Source organism: Hymenobacter negativus (assembly GCF_016056375.1).
GTDB lineage: Bacteria > Bacteroidota > Bacteroidia > Cytophagales > Hymenobacteraceae > Hymenobacter > Hymenobacter negativus_A.
The window spans coordinates 47,443-67,515 of record NZ_JAEDAE010000012.1 but is presented as its reverse complement, the minus strand read 5'-3'; the positions used below and the strand labels follow the sequence as shown (position 1 = coordinate 67,515).

18 protein-coding genes are annotated in these 20,073 nt (G+C 61.4%); 7 read left to right on the top strand and 11 right to left on the bottom strand.

All coding sequences use genetic code 11. From position 1 onward, the window contains the following. Positions 1-72: 72 nt before the first annotated feature. Together I7X13_RS19580 and I7X13_RS19575 are read right to left on the bottom strand one after the other, a co-directional pair. Positions 73-2,529 carry a TonB-dependent receptor gene (locus I7X13_RS19580; RefSeq protein ID WP_233454862.1) on the bottom strand — a complete coding sequence of 819 codons (2,457 nt, stop codon included), beginning with the start codon at positions 2,527-2,529 and terminating at the stop codon, positions 73-75. A gap of 96 nt (positions 2,530-2,625) precedes the next feature. Next, the gene (locus I7X13_RS19575; protein WP_198076769.1) at positions 2,626-2,976 is read right to left on the bottom strand and encodes a hypothetical protein; all 351 of its coding nucleotides are present in this window, start codon (positions 2,974-2,976) and stop codon (positions 2,626-2,628) included. A gap of 171 nt (positions 2,977-3,147) precedes the next feature. On the opposite strand from I7X13_RS19575, the gene I7X13_RS19570 reads away from it, so the two are divergent. Together I7X13_RS19570 and htpG are read left to right on the top strand one after the other, a co-directional pair. Beyond that, positions 3,148-3,624 carry a hypothetical protein gene (locus tag I7X13_RS19570; RefSeq protein WP_198069617.1) on the top strand — a complete coding sequence of 159 codons (477 nt, stop codon included), beginning with the start codon at positions 3,148-3,150 and terminating at the stop codon, positions 3,622-3,624. Positions 3,625-3,750: 126 nt separating this feature from the next. Further along, the gene (gene htpG, locus I7X13_RS19565) at positions 3,751-5,571 is read left to right on the top strand and encodes a molecular chaperone HtpG (RefSeq protein ID WP_198076768.1); all 1,821 of its coding nucleotides are present in this window, start codon (positions 3,751-3,753) and stop codon (positions 5,569-5,571) included. 172 nt (positions 5,572-5,743) lie between these two features. Here the strand turns inward: htpG and I7X13_RS19560 are convergent, their stop codons facing one another. Further along, positions 5,744-6,658, bottom strand: coding sequence for a class I SAM-dependent methyltransferase (locus tag I7X13_RS19560; protein ID WP_198076767.1), 915 nt, complete (start codon positions 6,656-6,658; stop codon positions 5,744-5,746). A gap of 114 nt (positions 6,659-6,772) precedes the next feature. On the opposite strand from I7X13_RS19560, the gene I7X13_RS19555 reads away from it, so the two are divergent. Further along, on the top strand, positions 6,773-7,753 hold the full coding sequence (locus tag I7X13_RS19555; RefSeq protein ID WP_198076766.1) for a YpdA family putative bacillithiol disulfide reductase: 981 nt from the start codon (positions 6,773-6,775) through the stop codon (positions 7,751-7,753). A gap of 60 nt (positions 7,754-7,813) precedes the next feature. Here the strand turns inward: I7X13_RS19555 and I7X13_RS19550 are convergent, their stop codons facing one another. The 3 genes from I7X13_RS19550 to I7X13_RS19540 all read right to left on the bottom strand — a co-directional run bounded on the left by I7X13_RS19550 (position 7,814) and on the right by I7X13_RS19540 (position 11,243). Beyond that, positions 7,814-8,224: a lipocalin family protein gene (locus I7X13_RS19550; protein WP_198076765.1), complete on the bottom strand. Its 411-nt coding sequence runs from the start codon at positions 8,222-8,224 to the stop codon at positions 7,814-7,816. A 245-nt stretch (positions 8,225-8,469) separates the two neighbouring features. Continuing rightward, positions 8,470-9,870, bottom strand: coding sequence for an SGNH/GDSL hydrolase family protein (locus I7X13_RS19545; RefSeq protein WP_198076764.1), 1,401 nt, complete (start codon positions 9,868-9,870; stop codon positions 8,470-8,472). 29 nt (positions 9,871-9,899) lie between these two features. Continuing rightward, positions 9,900-11,243 (bottom strand): OmpP1/FadL family transporter, encoded by a 1,344-nt coding sequence (locus tag I7X13_RS19540; protein WP_198069623.1) that lies wholly within the window; start codon positions 11,241-11,243, stop codon positions 9,900-9,902. Positions 11,244-11,394: 151 nt separating this feature from the next. Here I7X13_RS19540 and lptB point away from each other — a divergent pair, with 151 nt between their 5' ends. The 3 genes from lptB (at position 11,395) to I7X13_RS19525 (ending at position 14,156) form a co-directional block, all read left to right on the top strand. Next, positions 11,395-12,126: an LPS export ABC transporter ATP-binding protein gene (gene lptB / locus I7X13_RS19535; RefSeq protein WP_198069624.1), complete on the top strand. Its 732-nt coding sequence runs from the start codon at positions 11,395-11,397 to the stop codon at positions 12,124-12,126. Positions 12,127-12,235: 109 nt separating this feature from the next. Then, the gene (locus I7X13_RS19530) at positions 12,236-13,786 is read left to right on the top strand and encodes a GH3 auxin-responsive promoter family protein (RefSeq protein ID WP_198076763.1); all 1,551 of its coding nucleotides are present in this window, start codon (positions 12,236-12,238) and stop codon (positions 13,784-13,786) included. A 154-nt stretch (positions 13,787-13,940) separates the two neighbouring features. After that, positions 13,941-14,156 carry a hypothetical protein gene (locus I7X13_RS19525; protein ID WP_198069626.1) on the top strand — a complete coding sequence of 72 codons (216 nt, stop codon included), beginning with the start codon at positions 13,941-13,943 and terminating at the stop codon, positions 14,154-14,156. A 17-nt stretch (positions 14,157-14,173) separates the two neighbouring features. On the opposite strand, the gene I7X13_RS19520 is transcribed toward I7X13_RS19525, so the two are convergent. Continuing rightward, on the bottom strand, positions 14,174-14,956 hold the full coding sequence (locus I7X13_RS19520; RefSeq protein ID WP_198069627.1) for a TIGR00266 family protein: 783 nt from the start codon (positions 14,954-14,956) through the stop codon (positions 14,174-14,176). A 147-nt stretch (positions 14,957-15,103) separates the two neighbouring features. Here I7X13_RS19520 and I7X13_RS19515 point away from each other — a divergent pair, with 147 nt between their 5' ends. Beyond that, a complete protein-coding gene (locus I7X13_RS19515) occupies positions 15,104-15,712 on the top strand; it encodes a toxin-antitoxin system YwqK family antitoxin (RefSeq protein ID WP_198076762.1) in 609 nt (202 codons plus the stop codon). A gap of 11 nt (positions 15,713-15,723) precedes the next feature. Here the strand turns inward: I7X13_RS19515 and I7X13_RS19510 are convergent, their stop codons facing one another. The 4 genes from I7X13_RS19510 to gltX form a co-directional block, all read right to left on the bottom strand. Further along, positions 15,724-16,113, bottom strand: coding sequence for a hypothetical protein (locus I7X13_RS19510; RefSeq protein WP_198076761.1), 390 nt, complete (start codon positions 16,111-16,113; stop codon positions 15,724-15,726). A gap of 136 nt (positions 16,114-16,249) precedes the next feature. After that, positions 16,250-17,632, bottom strand: coding sequence for a sensor histidine kinase (locus I7X13_RS19505; protein ID WP_198076760.1), 1,383 nt, complete (start codon positions 17,630-17,632; stop codon positions 16,250-16,252). A gap of 12 nt (positions 17,633-17,644) precedes the next feature. Then, positions 17,645-18,244, bottom strand: a complete 600-nt coding sequence (locus I7X13_RS19500) for a hypothetical protein (RefSeq protein ID WP_198076759.1) — start codon at positions 18,242-18,244, stop codon at positions 17,645-17,647. A 256-nt stretch (positions 18,245-18,500) separates the two neighbouring features. Beyond that, positions 18,501-20,051 (bottom strand): glutamate--tRNA ligase, encoded by a 1,551-nt coding sequence (gltX, locus tag I7X13_RS19495; RefSeq protein WP_198069631.1) that lies wholly within the window; start codon positions 20,049-20,051, stop codon positions 18,501-18,503. Between the last annotated feature and the right edge of the window lie 22 nt (positions 20,052-20,073).

Sequence of the window (20,073 nt, the reverse complement as noted above, 5' to 3'; positions counted from 1 at the left end):
AAAAGCCGGGCCTTGAGTAGCCGGCGGGTTGTATTAGTGCGGTTCTGCCTAGGCAGCAAAAGCCGCGCCCGGCTACTTAAACGCCAGCGGCACCACCAGCCGCACGCTCACGTTCCGCCCTTGGTTGAACACGCCATAACGGCCGTTCGAGGCGTTGAAGTCGGCATATTTCAGGCGGCTCAGGTGGCTTTGGTAGCCCACGTCGAACAGGTTGTTGGCGGTGATGAAGAGCGAAAACAGCGTCCGGCCCTTAGCATCGGCCAAATCGGTGCCAATGCCAGCGTTGATGAGCGTGTAGCCGGGCGTGGCCGTCTCGGTGTCGAAGGCCGAGAAGTAGCGGTTCTGGGCGAAGTTGTGTTCCAGCTGCACACGGGCGTAAGGGTTGGTGATGCGCTTGCCTTGGCGGCGGAAATTGGCTCGCAGCTCCGATTGCAGCCGGTCGCCGGGGATGAAGGGTAGGTACTTTTCGGCCTGTTCCACGTTCAGCTGCTCGGCGCGCACCATCGAAAACGAGTTTTCGAAGTGCAGCCAGTCGAGCGGGTGGGGGTGAAAGTCGAGGCTGACCTCGCCGCCCATCAGCCGGGCCTGGCCCTGGTCGTACTTATAGGCGCGGGTGTCGTCGCGCAGCGAGTCGCCCCCGCTGGCCGTGAGCAGGCGGCGCGTAAAAATGTAATTGCTGATACTGTTCTCGAACGCATCGACGCTGAGCCGAACGTGGTCCGTGACGTAGCTCACGCCGGCATCCACCTGCAGGCTGGTTTCGGGGGCCAGGTTGTCGTTGCCGATTTCGTAGCGAATGGTGCCCTCGTGCTTGCCATTCGAACCCAGCTCGGCAATATTGGGGGCCCGGAAGCCGCGCGAAAGGTTGGCCTTCACCGTCAGCTTCTCATTCAGATTATACGCCGCCCCCAAGCTGCCGCTGTAGTTGCGGAAGGTGCTCCGGAAGCCAGGGAACTTAGTCTCGGCCGTGGGGGCGTTGCTGGGCCGCTCATTACTGTCAAGCAGCAGCTTATCGGCCGAAATCTGGCGCACATCGTACCGCAGCCCGCCGCTGATGTCGAGCGCGCCCAGGGTTTTCTTGGCCACCCCGAACACGCCGCCCTCGTTCACGCGGTAGGCCGGAATCAGGAATTCCTGGCCAAGGTTCTGGTTTTGCTGGTGCAGGCCGCTGGTGCCCACGGTCAGGTTCCAGCCATTTTTTTCGGGCAGGAAGTAGCGCAGCGAGTAATCCACGGTGCGCAGCTGGAAGTACAGGGAGGTTTCACTGGGGTCGAGCACGTTGCCGTATTCGCGGCGTAGGTTCTGCTGGTAGCTCACCTGCAGACCAATGCGCCCGCCGTTCGAGCCCAGAATGAAGCTGTTGTCGGTGCCCAGGCGCAGGTGGTTAATCTGTTGCTGCGGCACGGCCAGGCCGTAGCCGCGCAGGTCGCCGTCGGTCACGGGCACGCTCAGGGTCGAGTCGCCGCTGGGCACGTCTTTCAGGAAGCGCCCGGTTTGCGGGTCGCGGGCGCCTTCCGTCAGCCCCAGCCGCTGGTTGAAGCTGCTGAACGTCAGATGCGAGTAGCCCCATCTTTTGTTCACGCCCACGTAGCCGTTGGCGTCCCACTCATTGAAGCCCGAATTGTACACCCGGCCATCGTAGCGGTTCTGGTAGTCGCCGGCCACCTTGCGGGTGCCCCGCGCCAGCCAGTTGAAGCCGTTCAGGTTGCCCGCGTTCTGGAAAGAGTAGGCCTGCAGATGATTGTTGGTCTGATAGTTGGCCGTGGCCGTGCCCGTGATATGGCCTTCGGCAATAGGGTCGGGCGCCACAAAATTGATGACGCCGGCCATGGCATCGGACCCGTACAATAGCGAGCCCGGCCCCTTAATAATTTCGGCCCGGTCCACGCTAAACTCGTCAATCTCAATGCCGTGCTCGTCGCCCCACTGCTGGCCTTCCTGCCGGGCGCCGTTGTTCAGGGTGATGACGCGGTTGTAGCCCAGCCCGCGCACCACGGGCTTGCTGATGGCCGCGCCGGTCGTAATCTGGGCCACGCCCGGCGTGTGCGCAATGGCGTCCACCAGGTTCGAGCCGGCCGTTTGGTTCAGCCGCGTGCGGTCCACCACCGAGGTCGGGATGGGCGAGCGCCGCAGTTGCGTGGCCTGGCTCACGCCTGTCACCACCACTTGCCCAATCTCGGTGGCCGCCGCCGTCAGCTTGAAATCAAGCGGCTGGCCGCTGCCCGTGTCCACGGTCTGCGTCACGGTGTTGTAGCCCAGCGAACGCACTTGCACCGTGAAGCGCCCCCGCGGCAGGCTGCTGAAGCTGAACGAGCCATCCGGCCCAGCGGCCGTGCCCTGCTTCAGGTCGTCGAAAATAATGTTGGCCCCGGGCAGGCCCTCGCCGGTAGCCGCGTCGGTAATGCGGCCGGTAAGGGGTGCCGCCGTGCGGACACGCGGCGCAACGGGCGGGACATTCTGAGCAAAAAGAGCCGTGGGCACTATCGCCAGGCCCATCAATAAAGAAAAACGGGGAATGAGGAATGACATAAAAAAGCCAAAGCAGCCCGGCCCGCCAACCGCGCAAAAGCGCAGCTGCGGGCGAAGCAGGGTAACACCAGTAAGAAAAAAGGGATGCGCCGGAGGTTAGGCGCGGGCGGGCGGGCCGCGCAACGACCGCGCAAACAGCACCTCGCCTGCCGCCGGCCGCACGGGCGGCAGGGCGGGCGCAGCGGCGTAGCGCACAGCCACGCGGGGCTGGGGCACGCCCACCGGGCCGGCCGCCTGAAACGCCACATCATAAAACTGCTCTACGTCGCAGTGCTGGTGCTTGGCACTGACGAGGGCCTTGCCTTTGTGGCGGAAAGCCGGGGCCTGGGCTGGCTCCTCGGTGGTGTGGGCGTGGGGGTGCAGGGCCAGAATCCATGCCTCAGGCAGCAGCGTCCGCACGAGGCAGAGCAGCAACAGCAGGGCTAAATGGGAACGGATGGCTTGCACAATACAAAGATGGATGTAAAGGATGAAAGTTGCTCAGTAAATAAATTTCACGCGCCATAATGGTCCACAAATCCACTGCGCTACATTTCTCGTAATGATGCCGTAACTTGCTGCCCGAGCGGCCTTTTAGCGCCTTTTTCTGTGATAATTAGCAATATTCCTGACTTTTCTTTGCAATACGACGAACAGCTGAGCCTGTTGCGTATTGAATGGGCTTCAGGAGCCGACACCCGTACCCTGCGCCAAAGCGCCGAGCAGCTCCTGACCCTGGACCGGGAGTTGGGCGTACGCCACCTGCTGCTCAACATGAACACCTTCCCCGACATCTCGGTCTACGACCAGGTGTGGCTGGGCGTAAGCTGGATGCCGGGCATCGTGAAGCTGCCGCTGGAGCGCGTGGTGCTCGTCAACCACCGCCACCGCGTGCACAACCAGCTGGCCATCGACTCGCTGCTGGCCATGTTTCGGAGCATCATCAAGTTTGATATTCAGTATTTTCCCCAGCCCGAGCCCGGCCTGAAGTGGCTGGCCGACTATTCGGCCCGCCTGCCCGAGCTACAGGCCGAATGGGATGCTGTGTACGGTGCCGGCCCGGTGGCCGCCAGCAGCCTCGGGGTGCCGCCCCGGCACCAGCCCGAACGGCTGTAATCCGCCGCCGCTGTCAATCTGACAGCCGATTACCCCTTGGAACGTCCTTTGAAAGCCACGACAACCGTGGCCGGTGCTTCTGCGCTCGGCCATTACGTCTGTCTTCAACCGTTTCCAACCTATATCATGCAAGAAACCGGCTCCATCTCCATCCACACCGAGAACATCTTCCCGATTATCAAGAAGTTCTTGTATTCCGACCACGAGATTTTCCTGCGGGAACTGGTCAGCAATGCCGTCGATGCCACCCAAAAGCTGAAAAGCCTGGCCCAGCTGGGCGAGTACAAAGGCGAGCTGGGCGAGCTGAAAGTGCGCGTGACCGTGGACAAGGAAGCCCGTAAAATCACGATTTCGGACCACGGCCTGGGCATGACCGGCGAGGAAATCAAGAAGTATATCAACCAGATTGCCTTCAGCGGCGCCACCGAGTTTGTGGAGCAGTACAAGGAGAAAGACGCTGCTACTAAAGACCAGATTATCGGGCAGTTCGGCCTGGGTTTCTACTCGGCTTTCATGGTGGCCAGCGAGGTTGAAATCTTCTCGCAGAGCTACAAGGAAGGCACCGAAGCCGCCCACTGGACCTGCGACGGCAGCACTTCCTTCACCCTGGAAACCACTGAGAAAGCCGAGCGCGGCACCGATGTGGTGCTGCACGTGGCCGATGATTCGGACGAGTTTCTGGAGGAAGCCCGGTTGCGCGGCATTCTCACCAAGTATTGCAAGTTCCTGCCCATTCCGATTGAATTCGAGGGCCAGGTTATCAACGATACCAACCCCATCTGGACCAAGCAGCCGAGCGAGCTGACCGACGAGGACTATAAGAAATTCTACCAGGAGCTGTATCCCATGAGCATGGATGAGCCCCTGTTCTGGATTCACCTGAATGTGGACTACCCGTTCAATCTCACGGGTATTCTCTACTTCCCGAAGGTGAAGGACGAGCTGCAGTTCTCGCGCAACAAGATTCAGCTCTACTCGCGCCAGGTGTTCATCACTGATGAGGTGAAGGACGTGGTGCCCGAGTTCCTGATGCTGCTGCACGGCGTCATCGACTCGCCCGATATCCCGCTGAACGTGAGCCGCAGCTTCCTGCAGGCCGACGCGGCGGTGCGCAAAATCAACACCTACATCACTAAAAAGGTGGCCGACAAGCTGAGCAGCCTGTTCAAGCAGGACCGCGCCGGCTACGAGGAGAAGTGGGGCGATATCGGCTTGTTCGTGAAGTACGGCATGCTGAGCGACGAGAAGTTCTACGACAAGGGCAAAGACTTCGTGCTGCTGAAAAACGTGGATGGAAAGCTGTTCACTATCAACGAGTACACCGAGCACATCCAGGCCAACCAGCAGGACAAAAACGGCAACACCGTGGTGCTCTACACCAACGACGCCGAACACCAGCACAGCTTCGTGGCGGCTGCTCAGGAGCGCGGCTACGACGTGCTGAACTTCGACCAGGTGCTCGACCCGCACTTCGTGGGCCAGCTGGAGCAGAAGCTGGAAAAAACCAGCTTCAAGCGCGTGGACGCCGATACACTGAGCAAACTCATCGAGAAGGACGACGCCACCGAAAGTGTGCTGAGCGAGGACGACCAGAAGAAGCTGGAAGAAACCTTCACCACGGCCATCGCCAACCCGGCCATGCACGTGAAAGTGGCCGCCCTAAGCCCGCAGGATGCCCCGGTGGTCATCACACAAAACGAGTTCATGCGCCGCATGAAGGACATGCAGCGCACTGGCGGCGGGGGCGGCATGCAGATGTTCGGCGCCTTCCCGGAGTCATACGATGTGACCGTGAACGCCAACCACCCGTTGGTGAGCAAAGTGCTGGCCGACGGCGGCGACACACTCGCCAAGCAAGCCTTTGATTTGGCGCTGCTGTCGCAGGGTATGCTGAAAGGCGAGGCCCTGACGGCCTTCGTGAAGCGCAGCACGGAGCTGCTGGGGTAGTCTCACCCCCGGCACCTCTCCGCGGAGCGGGGAGCCTGACGATTTTAATAAAAATTCCCGGCTCATTTTTGAGCCGGGAATTTTATTTTACTGAAGTTCTGGCGCCGCATGGCTCCCCTCTCTGCGGGCTTCGCGCTTCAAGCGAATCGGGGCCAGGGATGAGGTTACGTCGCTACTTCACGTTCCGCGCCACCACAAACATGCGGTCGCCAAACCGGCCGGTTAGCTTGTTCAGGTAATACGTGGGGTACTGCCCGGCCAGCTTGCTTACCTTCTCCACCACGCTGCCGCCGAGGCGGATGTTCTTCGGCGGCTTCACCGGGTTCAGCAGTTCCACTACTTCAAAGCCCTGCTTCTTCAGCATTTTGGTGATGGTGGTGGGGGTGAATTCGAACAGGTGGTAGGGTGGAATGTCCATCTTGCGCTCCTTGCCCAGCGCGGCATAAGCCGCGAAACCCAACCGCACGGTGGGCAGGTTGAGCGTGGCCGGCAGGGCCAGCACCAGCAGCCCGCCCGGCTCCAGAATGTGGTGGAACTTGGCCAGCGTGGCGCTGGGCGAGAGCAGGTGCTCCAGCACGTCGCCCATGTAAGCCAGGTCGAACTGGTTTTCGTGGAAGTCCTCGGTGGTTTCGATGTTGCCCGTCACCACGGGCAGGTGTAGCTCGCGGCGGGCAAAGTCAGCGGCGTGCTCCGATATTTCCAGGCCATGGGCTTCCCAGCCCAGCGCCTCCAGGCTTTTGAGGGTGTAGCCGGGGCCGCAGCCCACGTCGAGGTAGCGGAACCGGCGGCCGGGGTACTTGCTCAGAATGTAGTTCGTGAACTTGTCGGGCCGAACTTGGTTTAAAGCAGCCTGCTTCTGGCCTTCTTCGATGAACACGACCTCCTGCTGGGTCCGGTCGTAGTTGGGGCGCTCGGTGAAGTAGTCTTTGCCGTAGAGCCGTTCCAATTGCGCCGGCGTGGGCTGCGGGTCCAGAAACATTAAGTCGCAGCTGCGGCACTGGGTGCCTTGCAGCCGCTGGCCTTCAAATTCGTAATAAAAGGGCAGCTTCTTAAAATCGGTGCTGCCGCACAAGTCGCAGGTACGCATGGCACAAAGGTAGAGACGCATATTTGCGTCTCCGCGTCCGGGCCGGTTGGTTTCAAGAGAAGCGTACCTGTTTATCGTTCAACGACCAGACACGTATTCGCGTCTCTACATCATATGCTCGACGTTCTCATTATCGGAGCCGGCCCCGTGGGCCTCGCCTGCGCCCTCGAAACCCAGCGCAAAGGCCTCAAAGTTGCCATCGCGGAAAAGGGCGCATTGGTTAATTCCCTGGTGGGCTACCCCACCAACATGGAATTTTTCTCCACCCCCGAACTGCTCGAAATCGGTGGCTACCCTTTCCCCACGGCGCACTACAAGCCCCTGCGCGAAGACGCCCTCGACTACTATCAGCGCGTGGCGCGCGACGAAAAGCTCGACATTCGCCTGCACGAAAAGGTGCTGAAGCTCGACGGCGAGCAGGGCAACTTCACCGTCAGCACCAGCAAAGGCGAAATCCCGACCCGCAACGTCATCTTGGCCACTGGCTTCTACGATTTGCCCAACCTGCTGGGGGTGCCCGGTGAAGACCTGTCGCACGTCAGCCACTACTACAAAGAGCCGTACCAGCACGTTTTGCAGCACGTGGTCGTCATTGGGGCCAAAAACTCCTCGGCCAAAGCCGCCCTGCAACTAACCCGCGCCGGGGCCAAAGTCACGCTCATCGTGCGCGGCCCGGAAGTTAGCAATTCCGTCAAGTACTGGATTCGGCCCGACCTCATCAACCGCATTGCCGAAGGCCGCATCACGGCGCACTTCAACTCCACCGTCACCGCCATTCACCCCGAGGCAATAGAAATTCTCACCCCCGACGGCCCCCTAACGATTCCCACCGATTTCGTGTACGCCCTCACCGGCTACCACCCCGACGAAGCCCTGCTCGGCCGCTTCCGGGTGGAGCCCGACCCGACCGATGAAGCCTGCGCCCCGCTCTTCAATCCTCAAACCCACGAAACCAGTCGCCGCGGTGTGTTCGTGGCCGGCACCGTGTGCGGCGGGCGCGCCACCAGCCGTTGGTTCATCGAAAACGGTCGGCACCACGCCCAGCTTATCGCGGCATACCTGGCCGGCCAGGTTTTAGGCAGTGCCGGACAATAAAAAAGGGCCGCTTCCACGAAGCGGCCCTTTTTTATTGCCTGTAGTAAGCTGTTGTGAGGCTTATTGAGCCGCCAGCGTAAGTTCGGCCGTTTTGCCGGAACCCATGAAATCAGGCTCCGTCAGCACGAGGCTCGTGCTGGTCAGCGTGGTGATGTTGGCCTCGGTTACGTCGCCGTCAGGGTCGGTCAGTTTCAGCTTGGTTTCGTTCGTGGTGAAATCCCAGCTGCCTTTAGCCGTTTGCGGGTCGGTCGACACACATCTTAGCGTGCCTTGGTCGTAGGTCGACGTTTTGTCGGTGTTGAACTTTACCAAATCGTCCTTCTCGCAAGCATCAATGAGCGGCGTGTTGTACACGCTGATACCATCAATCTTGACGTCGGTAGTTTTCCAGCTTTTAGCGGTTAAGAGGCTGGTCTTTGAGGGCGCGCTTTCGCTGTCTTTTTTGCAGCTGCTCAGGGCGGATAGACCCATAACGGCAGTTAGGAGGTAAATGGAAAGGTTTTTCATGAACAAGTTTGTGAAAAGGAGAGAAATTTAAAAAGCACCGTGCTTATTTATCCGGCAAAGCTAAACGGCTTGGGGTAGACTTATTGTATTCGGGAATAAAGAATTTGTTGATTCTCGCGCTTTTATCCTCATTCCGGACACGTGCCATAAAGCAAAAAGCGTCTTCCCACTAGAGGAAAGACGCTTTTTGCTTTGTGAAGCAGTGCTGCCTACGGGAACAGTACGCCGCGGTAGTCGTTCGGTGCCACAGTCGGAACAGCCGAGCCGTAGTACGAGTTGATAACGCGGATGAACTCGTTGGCCACCACGGCGTAGCCGCGCGGCGTGGGGTGCACGCCATCCAGGCTGAACAGGTTGCCGGAGGCAAACGTGGCCGTGTTGTTCACGGCATTGGTCACGATGCCCTGCTGGGCAATGGTGGTGAAGAAGGTGTTCATATCGGCCAGGGCCACCTTGTTCTGGCGGGCCGTTTTGGCGATGATGGCATTCAGCTGCGTGGTGCGGGCCACCACGGCCGCCGCTTCGGTCGCGTCGAGCACGTAGTTGTTAGGCAACGGGCTGGTGGGCAAGCTGCCCGGCGCGGTACCGCCGGCCGCCACCACGGCGGCAATGTAGCCCTGGGTAGTCAGCGTCAGCAAGTCGGCCGAAGTAGCCAGGCGCACCACTGGAGCTGCAGCCGTACCCGTGGTGATGAACACGCCCGGCGATGCCGGATTGGCTGCCTTAAACGAGGCAGCAACGGCCGCCACGGTCACCGTGTTGAAATACGGAATCGTCGTCACGTTCGGAATGTTGGCTGCAACCCCGGCTACCGTCCCGTTTTTTGAGATGGTCGACAGGATGTTGCGGTAGCCCCGGCCGAAACTGGTGGTATCCGTCATGCCGCTGAAAGGGTTGGTGGCGCTGGCAACCCCGCCGTTGGTGGCGAATGTCAGCACGTCGTTGTTGCCCATCCAGCAGGTGAAGAACGTGGGGGTTTTCTGGCCGATGTAAGTCACGTAGTCTTTCGTGCCCCGGTCGGCCGCCGGCAGAATGCGCTGGTAGAAGTTGTTGAGAACGCCGTAGGCTGCCGCGGCGCCGCGGGTCTGGGCATCCACGGTTGCGTTGCCGCTCGCAGAAGCCGTTTTATCGGCGCTCAGCACCGAAATGCCGGGCACGCCCAGGTTATCGGGCTGGCTGCCGGTGTAGGCTTCCAGCTCTGAGGGGAAAGCGGGGTTGTTGGTGTAGGCCACCTGCTCGCCCAGGAAGCTGTTGGCCGCCGAGGGCTGCACGGGCGTAGTCGTGCCGTTCACGACCCGGAGCTGCACGTAGCCGGAGCCATCCTTTTTGGCGGCCGAAAACGACGGCTGCACGAAGGCAGCAGGCCCCTTGGCCGTTTTGGCAAACTGCTGGGCCAGAATGGCGGGGTACGACGCGGCCTGGGCCTCGTTGTAGAGGCCACCGTCGGAATAGCCCGAGGTGAGGGAGTTGCCCACGGCCACGTAGCTGCTGAAGTTCAGCGAACCGGCATCGGCGGCGGGGCGGGTGTCCTCCAGCGTGGGCTGGCAGCTGCCCAGCGTCAGCCCCAGCAGGGCCAGAGCGGGCAGCGAGTAGTTAAAAGTGCGTTTCATGGTTGTGCGTCGGAATGCGGGGGTGGGAATTAAAATTTAACGTACAGCCCCACGCCGGGAATGGCAATGGTCGTTTTGTAGGTGCCGGCCACACGGTCGGTGGTGCCGTTGTTCAGCAGGTCGCTCTGGCTCTGGCTGCGCTTCAGGAAGTCCTCAAACAGGAACGACGCATCAACACCGAAGCGCTTGGCAAACTCATAAGAAACACCGGCCGACAGGCCAATACGGTCCGCATCCGGGGTTTCGGGGCTCACGTAGCCGTCCTTCACCGCCGCTTGGTCGAAGAAGCCGCCGGCGCGCACCGTCAGGGCATCCGTGGCTTTGTACTGAGCGCCGAGGCGGAAGCACAGCGCATCCTGGTAGTAGCGCTTGGCCGACGAAGAAGTGTTGTAAGTGGTGACCCCATTCGTGGTGGTGCTGCCCAAGCGGCTGTCGGTGTTTTCACCGGGTTTAGCAAAATCCTTCGCGTAGCCGTTGTTGCCGCTAAAGGTGAAGTCGAGCGTGCGGTAAGCGCTCCAGAACACCAGGTTGGCATCCAGCGAAACCGTCAGCTTTTCGGTGGGCATCACAGCCATGCCCACGCTGGCTGTGCCTGGCAGGGGCAGCGTCGCGGAGAAGTTGGTGGCGGTAAAGGCGGCTCCGGTCGAATAAATCACGTCGCGCAGGCGCACATCGCCGTTTTCAATCTTGGCGTCTACCTGCGAACGGTAGCTGGCGCCCACGCTCAGCTTGTCGCTGGGCTTGAAGAGTACGCCCACGTTGTAGCCAAACGACTGCTTGGCCTTGCCGTTGAGGGTGACGTGGGGCGTGGGGGCGCCATTCTGGGCCGTCAACGGAACGTCTTTTTGCAGGTCCACGTCCCCGTAAGCCAGCATCACCAGGCCCGCGCCGACGCTCAACTGGGGCGTGATAGCATAAGAGCCCGTAACCTGGGCGAAGATGGAACGCAGGTTGATATCCGTGAGGGAATAGCGGCCTTCCCAGTTGCTGGCATAGTGCAGCTCGCTGCCAAAAGGCGTGTAGGCGCCAATGCCGATTTTCCACTTGCCCTCCTTCGGGCCGAAGCCAGCGTAGAAGTTGAAGGGCGTTACCAGCTTGTTGTTGAGGTTGCTCTGGCCGCCGCCGCTTTCCGGACGGTAAGCACTCCGGGCCATCGCCGCGTTGAAGCCAACCTGCACACCGTTTTCGCGCACCATAGCCAGCGCACCGGGGTTGTAAAACATGGCGGCCTGGTCAAGCGTCAACGCCACGCCGACACCGCCCATGCCGATGTTTTTCTGGCCACCCAGGTTCACCTGAAAGCCACTGGCAGACGCGGCCGACGCGCTGACCAGCAGCGTGCCCCCCGCAAGGAGTAGTGTTTTTACCGTCATAAAAAAAAAGAAAAATTAGGTGGGTTAGGTTGTGGGCTTAAAAGTAACGGAAAATTTCACGCCATTTGTTAGGCAAGCCGAATATTTTACCCCTGCCAATCGTTTGGCGCGGCATTCGCCCGCCTTCCGCCCAGCCCGTACCTTTGTCCGCATGATTCTTCGCGCCGACCATCTCGTTAAAAAATACAAAGCCCGCACCGTCGTCAACGACATGTCGGTGACCGTTGAGCAGGGCGAAATCGTGGGCTTGCTTGGGCCCAACGGGGCCGGCAAAACCACCTGCTTCTACATGATGGTGGGCATGGTGAAGCCCAATAGCGGCCGCATCTTCTTGGATGACACCGAGATAACCACCATGCCTATCTACCAGCGGGCACGCCTCGGGGTGGGCTACCTGGCCCAGGAAGCCAGCGTGTTCCGCGACCTGAGTGTGGAGGAAAACATTATGGCCGTGCTCGAGATGACCAACATGAAAAAAGACGCCCGCCACGCCAAGGTGGAGGAAATGCTCGAAGAGTTCAGCCTGACCCATGTGCGCAAAAACTTGGGGAAAGTATTGAGCGGCGGCGAGCGCCGCCGCACCGAAATAGCCCGTGCCCTGGCCGTGGACCCCAAATTCGTCCTCCTCGACGAGCCCTTTGCCGGTGTGGACCCCATCGCCACTGAAGAAATTCAGGGCATCGTGGCCAAGCTCAAGCACCGCGGCATCGGCGTGCTCATCACCGACCACGACGTGAACTCTACCCTCAGCATTGTGGACCGCGCCTACTTGCTCTTCGAGGGAAAGCTCCTCAAAGCCGGCACTGCCGAAGAGCTGGCCAGCGACGAAACCGTGCGCCGCGTGTACCTAGGCAAGAATTTCGAGCTCAAGCGGAATGTGTAGAAAGGAATTATGAGTTTTGAGTTATGAATTGTGAGTTAGCCAGCCACCCCATAGGCTGAATTTTATCATCAACTCATAATTCATAACTCAAAACTCATAACTCAAATAGATGCTCGACCAGCTACTCGCTCATGCCGTTCAACTCAGCAGCCTGCCGCGGCTGGCCCGCATCCGGCAGCAGCCGCTGGAGGTGCAGGCGCGGGTGTTGCGGGGGCTGCTGCGCCGGGCGCAGGGCACGGAGTGGGGACGGCGCTACGGTTTCGGCGAGCGCATGACGCCCGCCGACTTTGCCCAGCGCGTGCCCGTGAGCACCTACGAGCAACTATACCCCGAGTTGGAAAAGGTGCTGCGCGGCCAGCCCGACGTGCTGTGGCCCGGCCGTCCGCAGTGGTTTGCCAAAAGCAGCGGCACCACCAACGCCCGGAGCAAGTTTATCCCCGTTACGGTCGACGCGTTGCACGACTGCCACTACCGCGCCGGCCGCGACATGCTGGCCCTGAGCACTCACCTTTACCCCCGCGAGCGGCTGCTGGCTGGCAAAACCCTCTCGCTGGGCGGCGCGCACGCCCCCAATCCATTTCGGCCCCACGAGTCGGCCTCGCAGGTTGGCGACGTGTCGGCCGTTATCATGGCGCAGCTGCCGGCCTGGGCCGAAATATTGCGTACCCCGCCCCTCAGGCTGGCCCTGCTGGACGAATGGGAGGAGAAGATTGAGCGCATTGCCCGCCACGTGCTGCGGCAGGATGTGCGGGTGCTGGCCGGCGTGCCCACCTGGATGGTGGTGCTGCTGCGCCGCGTAGTGGCGCTGGCCGGGGCCGATAACATCACTCAGGTGTGGCCGCAGCTGCGGCTGTTTCTGCACGGCGCGGTGGCGTTTGGGCCGTACCGTGAGCTGTTTCGCCAGCTCATTCCCGAGGCGCAGATGCGCTACCTCGAAATCTACAACGCCTCAGAAGGCTACTTTGCCTTGCAGGACGAGCCCGGGAGCGAGGACCTGCTGTTGCTGCTCGACCACGGCATTTACTACGAATTCCTGCCCGCCGACCAGTGGGCCGCAGCCGACCCGCGCCCCGTGCCCCTGGCCGAAGTGGAGATGCACCGTTCTTATGCCCTGGTCATCAGTACCAACGCCGGCCTGTGGCGCTACCTCGTGGGCGACACCGTGCGCTTCACTTCTCTGGCCCCGTACCGGGTGCGTATTACCGGCCGTACCAAACACTTTCTCAATGCTTTCGGTGAAGAAGTGGTGATTGAGACGGCCGAGGCGGCCGTGGTAGCCGCCAGCCAGGCCACCGGTCTGCTAGTGCACGATTTCACGGCGGCCCCGGTCTGGTTCGTGGCCGATAGCGCCACCTCGCGGGGCGGGCACGAGTGGGCGGTTGAGTTTGCCACTGCCCCGGCTGCGCCCGATGTAGCCCGGTTCGGAGCCGTGCTTGACGCCACGCTCTGCGCTCTCAACTCCGATTACGCTGCCAAGCGCCATCGCAGCCTGGCGCTGGCCCCGCCCAAAGTGCGGGCCGTGCCCAGCGGCACCTTCGAGGCGTGGCTCGCCCACCAGGGCAAGCTGGGCGGCCAGCATAAGGTGCCGCGCCTGCTCAACTCGCGCGAGGTGCTGGAGGCCGTGCTCCGAACCGCCTATATGGTGGCGGGGCCGGCGTAGCAGTCAATTCTGTAGGCTTTCTGTATCCGTTTAAAGGGTTAGTTATGCGTTTGGCATAGAAAACTTGGACTTTAGTCGAATTGAACCTGTATATATTGAGTTAGAAGTGGTAATATTACCGTCATATTCCCACACACTGTCCTATACTTCCGAATTGTCAACTGTACAGAACTCGGCTTATAAACGTCCTTATAAGTCGCGGCAACAGCGCCGCGAGGCCGACCGCCGCAAGCACGACGAATCCAGCGATGTCAAATTTCTGGTGCGCATAGCCGTGGGCGTGGCCCTTGTGCTGGTGGTAGCCCTGGCATTTGTGCTCAAGGGTGCCATGAACTCTTCCGAGCCCGCCGCTACCGAAGCGCTGCAATAACGGCCCCGGGGCTGCCGCTATTCATCAAGCATGCCGCCGAGGAGGCCGCCCAGTACCCCACCGCTTTCTTTCTGAGCATTGCCGCCGCCCGGCGCCAGTGCCCGAATGAGTTTTTTGACGGGCATCGATTGCAGCCACACGCGGCCACTGCCGCGCAGTGTAGCCAGCAACAGTCCCTCACCGCCGAATATCATCGACTTGAGGCCGCCCGCCCGGGCCACGCTGAAGTCGATGCCCGGCTCAAAGGCCACCACGCAGCCGGTATCTACGCGTAGCAGCTCGTTGTGGAGCCGCTTTTCGACGATGGTACCGCCCGCATGCACGAAGGCTTTGCCGTCGCCGGTCAGCTTTTGGAGGATAAAACCCTCGCCGCCAAACAGGCCAGCCCCAAATTTCTGGTTGAAATGCAGACTGATTTTGGTGCCCCGTGCGGCGGCCAGGAAGCCGTCTTTCTGCACGATGAGGCCGGCGGGCATCTCCCGCAAATCGATAGGGATGATGGTGCCGGGGTAGGGGGCCGAGAAAGCCACCTTGCTCTTGCCAAAGCCGCCCCGGTGTGTGAAATGGGTAAGAAATAACGACTCGCCGGTGATGAGGCGCGTGCCCGCCGAGAACAGCTTGCCCATCAGGCCCTGGTCGGGCTCGGAGCCGTCGCCCATCTTGGTTTCAAACGCAATGGCTTCTTCCATGTACACCATGGCCCCGGCCTCGGCAATGACCGTTTCGTTGGGGTCGAGCTCAATTTCGAGCACCTGAATATCGGAACCGAGGATGCGGTAGTCAACGTCGTGGGAAGTCATGGCGGGGCGAATGGTTGGTGCGGCCAAAGATATAGGCGAAGGGCTATTTCCTGCCGGTGAACGGTGGTTAATACAATATTTTTTCACGGATGCGTTGGAAGAACTTCTGTTAACTAATTTTATAGTTAACACCTCCTCTTTCCGCCGATGATGCCCTTCCGGTTCCTTTTGCTATTTGTATTCAGCGCCTTGCTGAGCGGCTGCGCCGGCTCGCGCTTCGCGCTGGCACCGCCCGCGTGGGCCTTCTGGCTTCCCAACCGCTTCGACCGGCACGGCCTCGAAACCGGGCGTTGGCGCACCTACTACGACGATGGCCGCCACCGGCCCTACACCGCCGGGCGCTACCGCCACGGCCAGCCCGTGCGAACCTTCCACTACTACGACCCCACGGGCAAACTCGACCGCACCGAAACCTATCAAAAGGAGGGACACTGTGAGGTGAGCTACTGGCACCCCGGCGGCCAGCTGGCCCGGCGCGGCGCGGCCCAGTGGGTCACCGGCAAGGGCCAGGCCCCGCGCTTTTATTGGTACGGCACCTGGACGAGCTATGAGCCCGATGGGCAGGTTTCGGCCGTACAAACTTATAATGATGGCAACATCACCCGCGCCGAAACCTACGAAAACGGCCAGCTCACGCAGGTCGAAACCTTCGAAAAAGACAAGCGCACCCGCGTCGAAACTTACGCCAACGGCCAGCTTATCAAAGTAGAGTCCTTTGAGAAAGGCCTGCGCACGGGCACCACCAATACGCTGTAATCAGCTCGGGCTTACTCTTCCAGCGGAAGCTCGCCCCGGGTTTCGGCGGCTTCTTTGTCGGGGTCGCCCACGGTTTTCTTGCGCTTGGCTTCGCGGCTGCTGCGCTTGATGAAGTCTTCGTCTGATTCTTCGGGCTCGGTGTGGCCGTCTTCGATGGGGAAATTTTCGTCTTCGGCGTCATCATCGCCGGGCTTTTCGCCGAATTGGCCGGCACGGTCCACCAGCTTTTTGTCGCGCACGTGGCGGCCCAAAAACTGGTTTATCTGCTCGATGGAGTAGTTGGACGTGATTTCACCCAGTGGGTTCACCCCAATCTCAAAGCCCTCTAGTTCTTTGTGAACACGGGCTTTTTTGGCGGGGTCGGTGGCAGCTTTCTTGGGTTTAACGGGTTTCTTGGCCATGACGGGGTGCAGAGACGGAGAAATACTCCGCTGCTGTACGCGAAATCATAGGTTTGGGTGATGGTAAGCCGGTGCGAAGGATAAAAAGACGGTTGTGGCCATTAATAATGGGCTTCTTTCTGCTACGGCAACCTGCTTATGCGTCTGCCTTCAGCCCAAATGGTCGGCGCGGACTAGCCAGTGGCACGGCCACCTGCACCCGGAAGCCCCCGCCGGTTGCGGGGCCGGCGGTGGCCGCTCCGCCCATGGCTTCGGCCCGCGTGGCCATGTTGCGCAGGCCGTGGCCTGTGCCTTGTTCAGGACGGGTGCTGGCAGAAGCAGGGCCGGGGGCGTTGTCGTGTACTTCCAATACCAGTTGGGGCAAGCTCCGGGCTACGTAGCGCAGGCGTACGGCCACCGCAGTAGCGCCGGCCGCGTGCTTCAATACGTTGTGCAGGCTCTCCTTGTAAATGAGGTAAAGGTTGCGGCGCAGCAATACCGACAGCCGCTGGTCGGGGAGGCCCGCCGGAAAATCAAACGTCACTTCGAGGCCCGCCAGGTGCAGCACCTCATATGCATAGTCCCGCATGCGGTTCAATAGGTCAGGCAGGCGGTCGTTGTGAGTGTCAAGGCTCCACACCACGTCGTTGAGCTGGCGCACGGCCGTGCGGCTGGCTTCGGTGATTTCGCCCAGTTGCTGGCGTTGGCCGGCCGCATCGGCCAGCCCTTCCTGCAGCCGGCCACTTTGCTGGGCAATCTGGCTTAGCAGGGTGCCTACATCATCGTGCAGGTCAGCGGCCAGAGTATTGCGCAGGGCGATTTCGCGGCGGCGCTGGCGCTGGCGGTAGCGCCACAGCAGGGCGGTGCCGCCCATGGTGGCCAGTAGCAGCAGCACCAGCAGGCCCGCGGCCAGGCGCTGCCGACGCAGGTGGGCCAACTCTTCTTGCTGGCCCATCAGCTGCAACTCGGCGCGGTGCTGAGCCGCGGCGTGATTGAAGCGCAGGGCGGCGGTGCGGCGGCTCACGTCGGCGCCTTGCAGGCTGTCGTTGTAGGTATCGAAGCGGCGCTGGTCCTGGTAGGCGGCGGCCCAGCTACCCTGGGCGGCGTGGGACTGGGCCAGCACTTCGTAGGCCGCGCGCAGTCCTTCGAGGGACCGGGCCTGGGCGCTGGCCTCGCGGCCGCGGGTGGCGTAGGCCAGGGCGCTATCGGGACGGCCCTGGTGCAGCCAGGTGCGGCCCAGCAACGCCAGCAGTTGCGGCACCAGCAGCACATCGTGGGCTTCGGCGGCCTCGTGCAGGGTCGTGCGGGCCAGGGGCAGAGCGGCATGGTCGCCCAGCCGCTCCGTCACATCGGCCAGATGGAAACGCATGGCCCGCACCGTGGACTGGTCGGCCACGGCAATGCGGTGGCTGACGGCAATGCCCAGGCCGTAGAAGCGGCGGGCTTCGGCCCAGTTGCCTTGGGCACGATTAAGCTCGCCCAATTCACCCATAATCAAGTTGATGCGGTCGGGGTAATCGTGGTAGCGGGAAATGGCCAAAGCTTCTTCCAGTTATTGCCGGGCCGGGCCAAACTCCCCCAGCCGGGTATAAAGGCTGGCCGCGTGAATTTTCAGGCTGGTGTGGAAGCGCCGCTCATTGCCCGTCGAGCTGATGGCCATGCCGCGCAGGCAATACTCAAGCGCCTCGGCCAGGCGGCCCTGCTGGTCGGCGATGCGAGCCAGCCGGCCCAGGCCGCGCATCTGCCCACCCAGGTCGTGCAGGCGGGCGAATTCGCGGCGGGAGGCTTCCAGCGGCTCGCGGGCCGAATCATACTGAGCCAGGGCGATGTGGTAGTCGGCCAGGCTCAGCAGGGCCTCGGCCAGCAAGTCGCGGTAGCGCACGCGGGCGGCCTGCCGGAGTGCCTCCCTGCGGGGGGCGCCAGCGGCCCGTGTATCTACCTCCAGTAGCTCCTCACCGAGCCTGTTTAGCAGTTCTAGCCGTATAGTGTCGGGCCGTGGGTGCGCCCGCAGCAGGGCCTGCAGGCTGTCGATGGCGTGAAATGGTGACCGGTCCTGCGCCGCCGCCTGCCAGGGCAGGACGAAACATGCCCCCAACAGCCAGCAACTTACATAAATGCGAAAAGAGAGCAGGCAGCGCCCGTAAACAGCCACGGAGGTAATGAAAAAAACGACTTCCAGAAGCCCCGGTTTTAGCAGAGCAAGTGGCTGAAAAATGCTATCGGACTGATGACCCGGTACCAGTCAAAGGTATGCGGTTCTGAGTAATACGGGCGGTGGCGGCAGTTATAACTTTATGGCTAGCTGCTGCGCACCCGGTTGACTGCTGAGCTTTCAAAAATGTCCTGACAAACAAAGCCCGGCCGCCTGATGCAGGCAGCCGGGCTGTATGCCGCAGTCAAAACTGAACTTATGCCGCTACGGGAATGGTAGCCACGGCCGTGCGCAGGCGCTCGGCCACTTCGGGCACTCCCAGAATCACGAGGGTTTCGAATAAGTCGGGGCCGGCGGCTGCGCCGGTCACGGCCACGCGCAGGGCCTGCAGCACCTGGCCGGGCTTGAGGCCCTGGGCCGCCATGGTGTCGTTGAACAGCGTTTTCAGGCTTTCGGCCGATACTTCGGGGGCGCCGGACAACGCCTCGGCGTAGGCCGTAAGGGCGGCGGCTACGGGGGCATTCCATTTCTTGCTCACCACGGCTTCGTCGTATTCCGTGGGGGCCTGAAAGAAGTACTTGGCTTCCTGCCAGAAGTCGTTGGGGAAGCTCACCCGCTCCTTCATCACGCCCACAATTTGCTCGGCTTTTTCCTGGCTGCACACAATGGCGTGCTCGTGTAGGGCCTGCAGCAGGTAGGGGGCCAGTTCGGCGTTGGGCTTGGCGCGCAGGTAGTGCTCGTTGAACCACTTCACCTTGTTCTGGTCGAACTTGGCCGGCGACTTGCTCACCCGCTCAATCGAGAAGGCCGCAATCAGCTCGTCCATCGAGAAAATCTCCTGCTGGGTGCCGGGGTTCCAGCCCAGGAAGGCCAGGAAGTTCACCAGCGCCTCGGGCAGGTAGCCGTCTTCGCGGTAGCCGCGGCTGATGGTGGCTTCGCCGGTTTCGGCGTCGGTGCCGTGCCATTCCAGCGGGAATACGGGGAAGCCGAGGCGGTCGCCGTCGCGTTTGCTCAGCTTGCCGGTGCCGTCGGGTTTCAGCAGCAGGGGCAGGTGGGCAAACTGGGGCATGGTCTTTTCCCAACCCAGGTAGCGGTAGAGCAGCACGTGCAGCGGCGCGCTCGGCAGCCACTCCTCGCCCCGGATGACGTGCGAGATTTCCATCAAATGGTCGTCTACAATATTGGCCAGGTGGTAGGTCGGCATGCCGTCCGACTTCATCAACACCTTGTCATCCACCGCCGAAGAGTGCACCACCACCCAGCCGCGAATCAAGTCCTGGAAACGAATTTCCTCCTTGCGGGGCACTTTCAGGCGAATTACGTACTGCGCGCCGCCATCCAGCAGCGCCTTCACCTCGTCCTCGGGCAGGGTGAGGGAGTTGCGCATCTGGGCACGGGTGATGGAGTTGTACTGCGGGTTGGGCACTTTGGCGGCCTGCAGGCGGGCGCGCATAGCGTCCAGCTCTTCGGCCGTGTCGAAGGCGTAGTAAGCGTGGCCATCTCGGATGAGCTGGTCGGCATACTGCTTGTACATGGGCTTGCGCTCGCTCTGCTTGTAGGGGCCGTGGGGGCCGCCCACGCCCTGGCCTTCGTCAATCACGATGCCGCACCAGGCCAGCGCTTCCAGGATGTACTCCTCGGCACCGGGCACGAAGCGGTTTTGGTCCGTGTCCTCAATGCGAAGCAGCATTTTGCCGCCCAGCTTGCGGGCCAGCAGGTAGTTATACAGGGCGGTGCGAACGCCGCCAATGTGCAGCGGCCCGGTGGGCGAAGGTGCGAAACGCACCCGAACTTCTCTTTCGGTCATAACAGAAAAAAAGCGCGCCCCG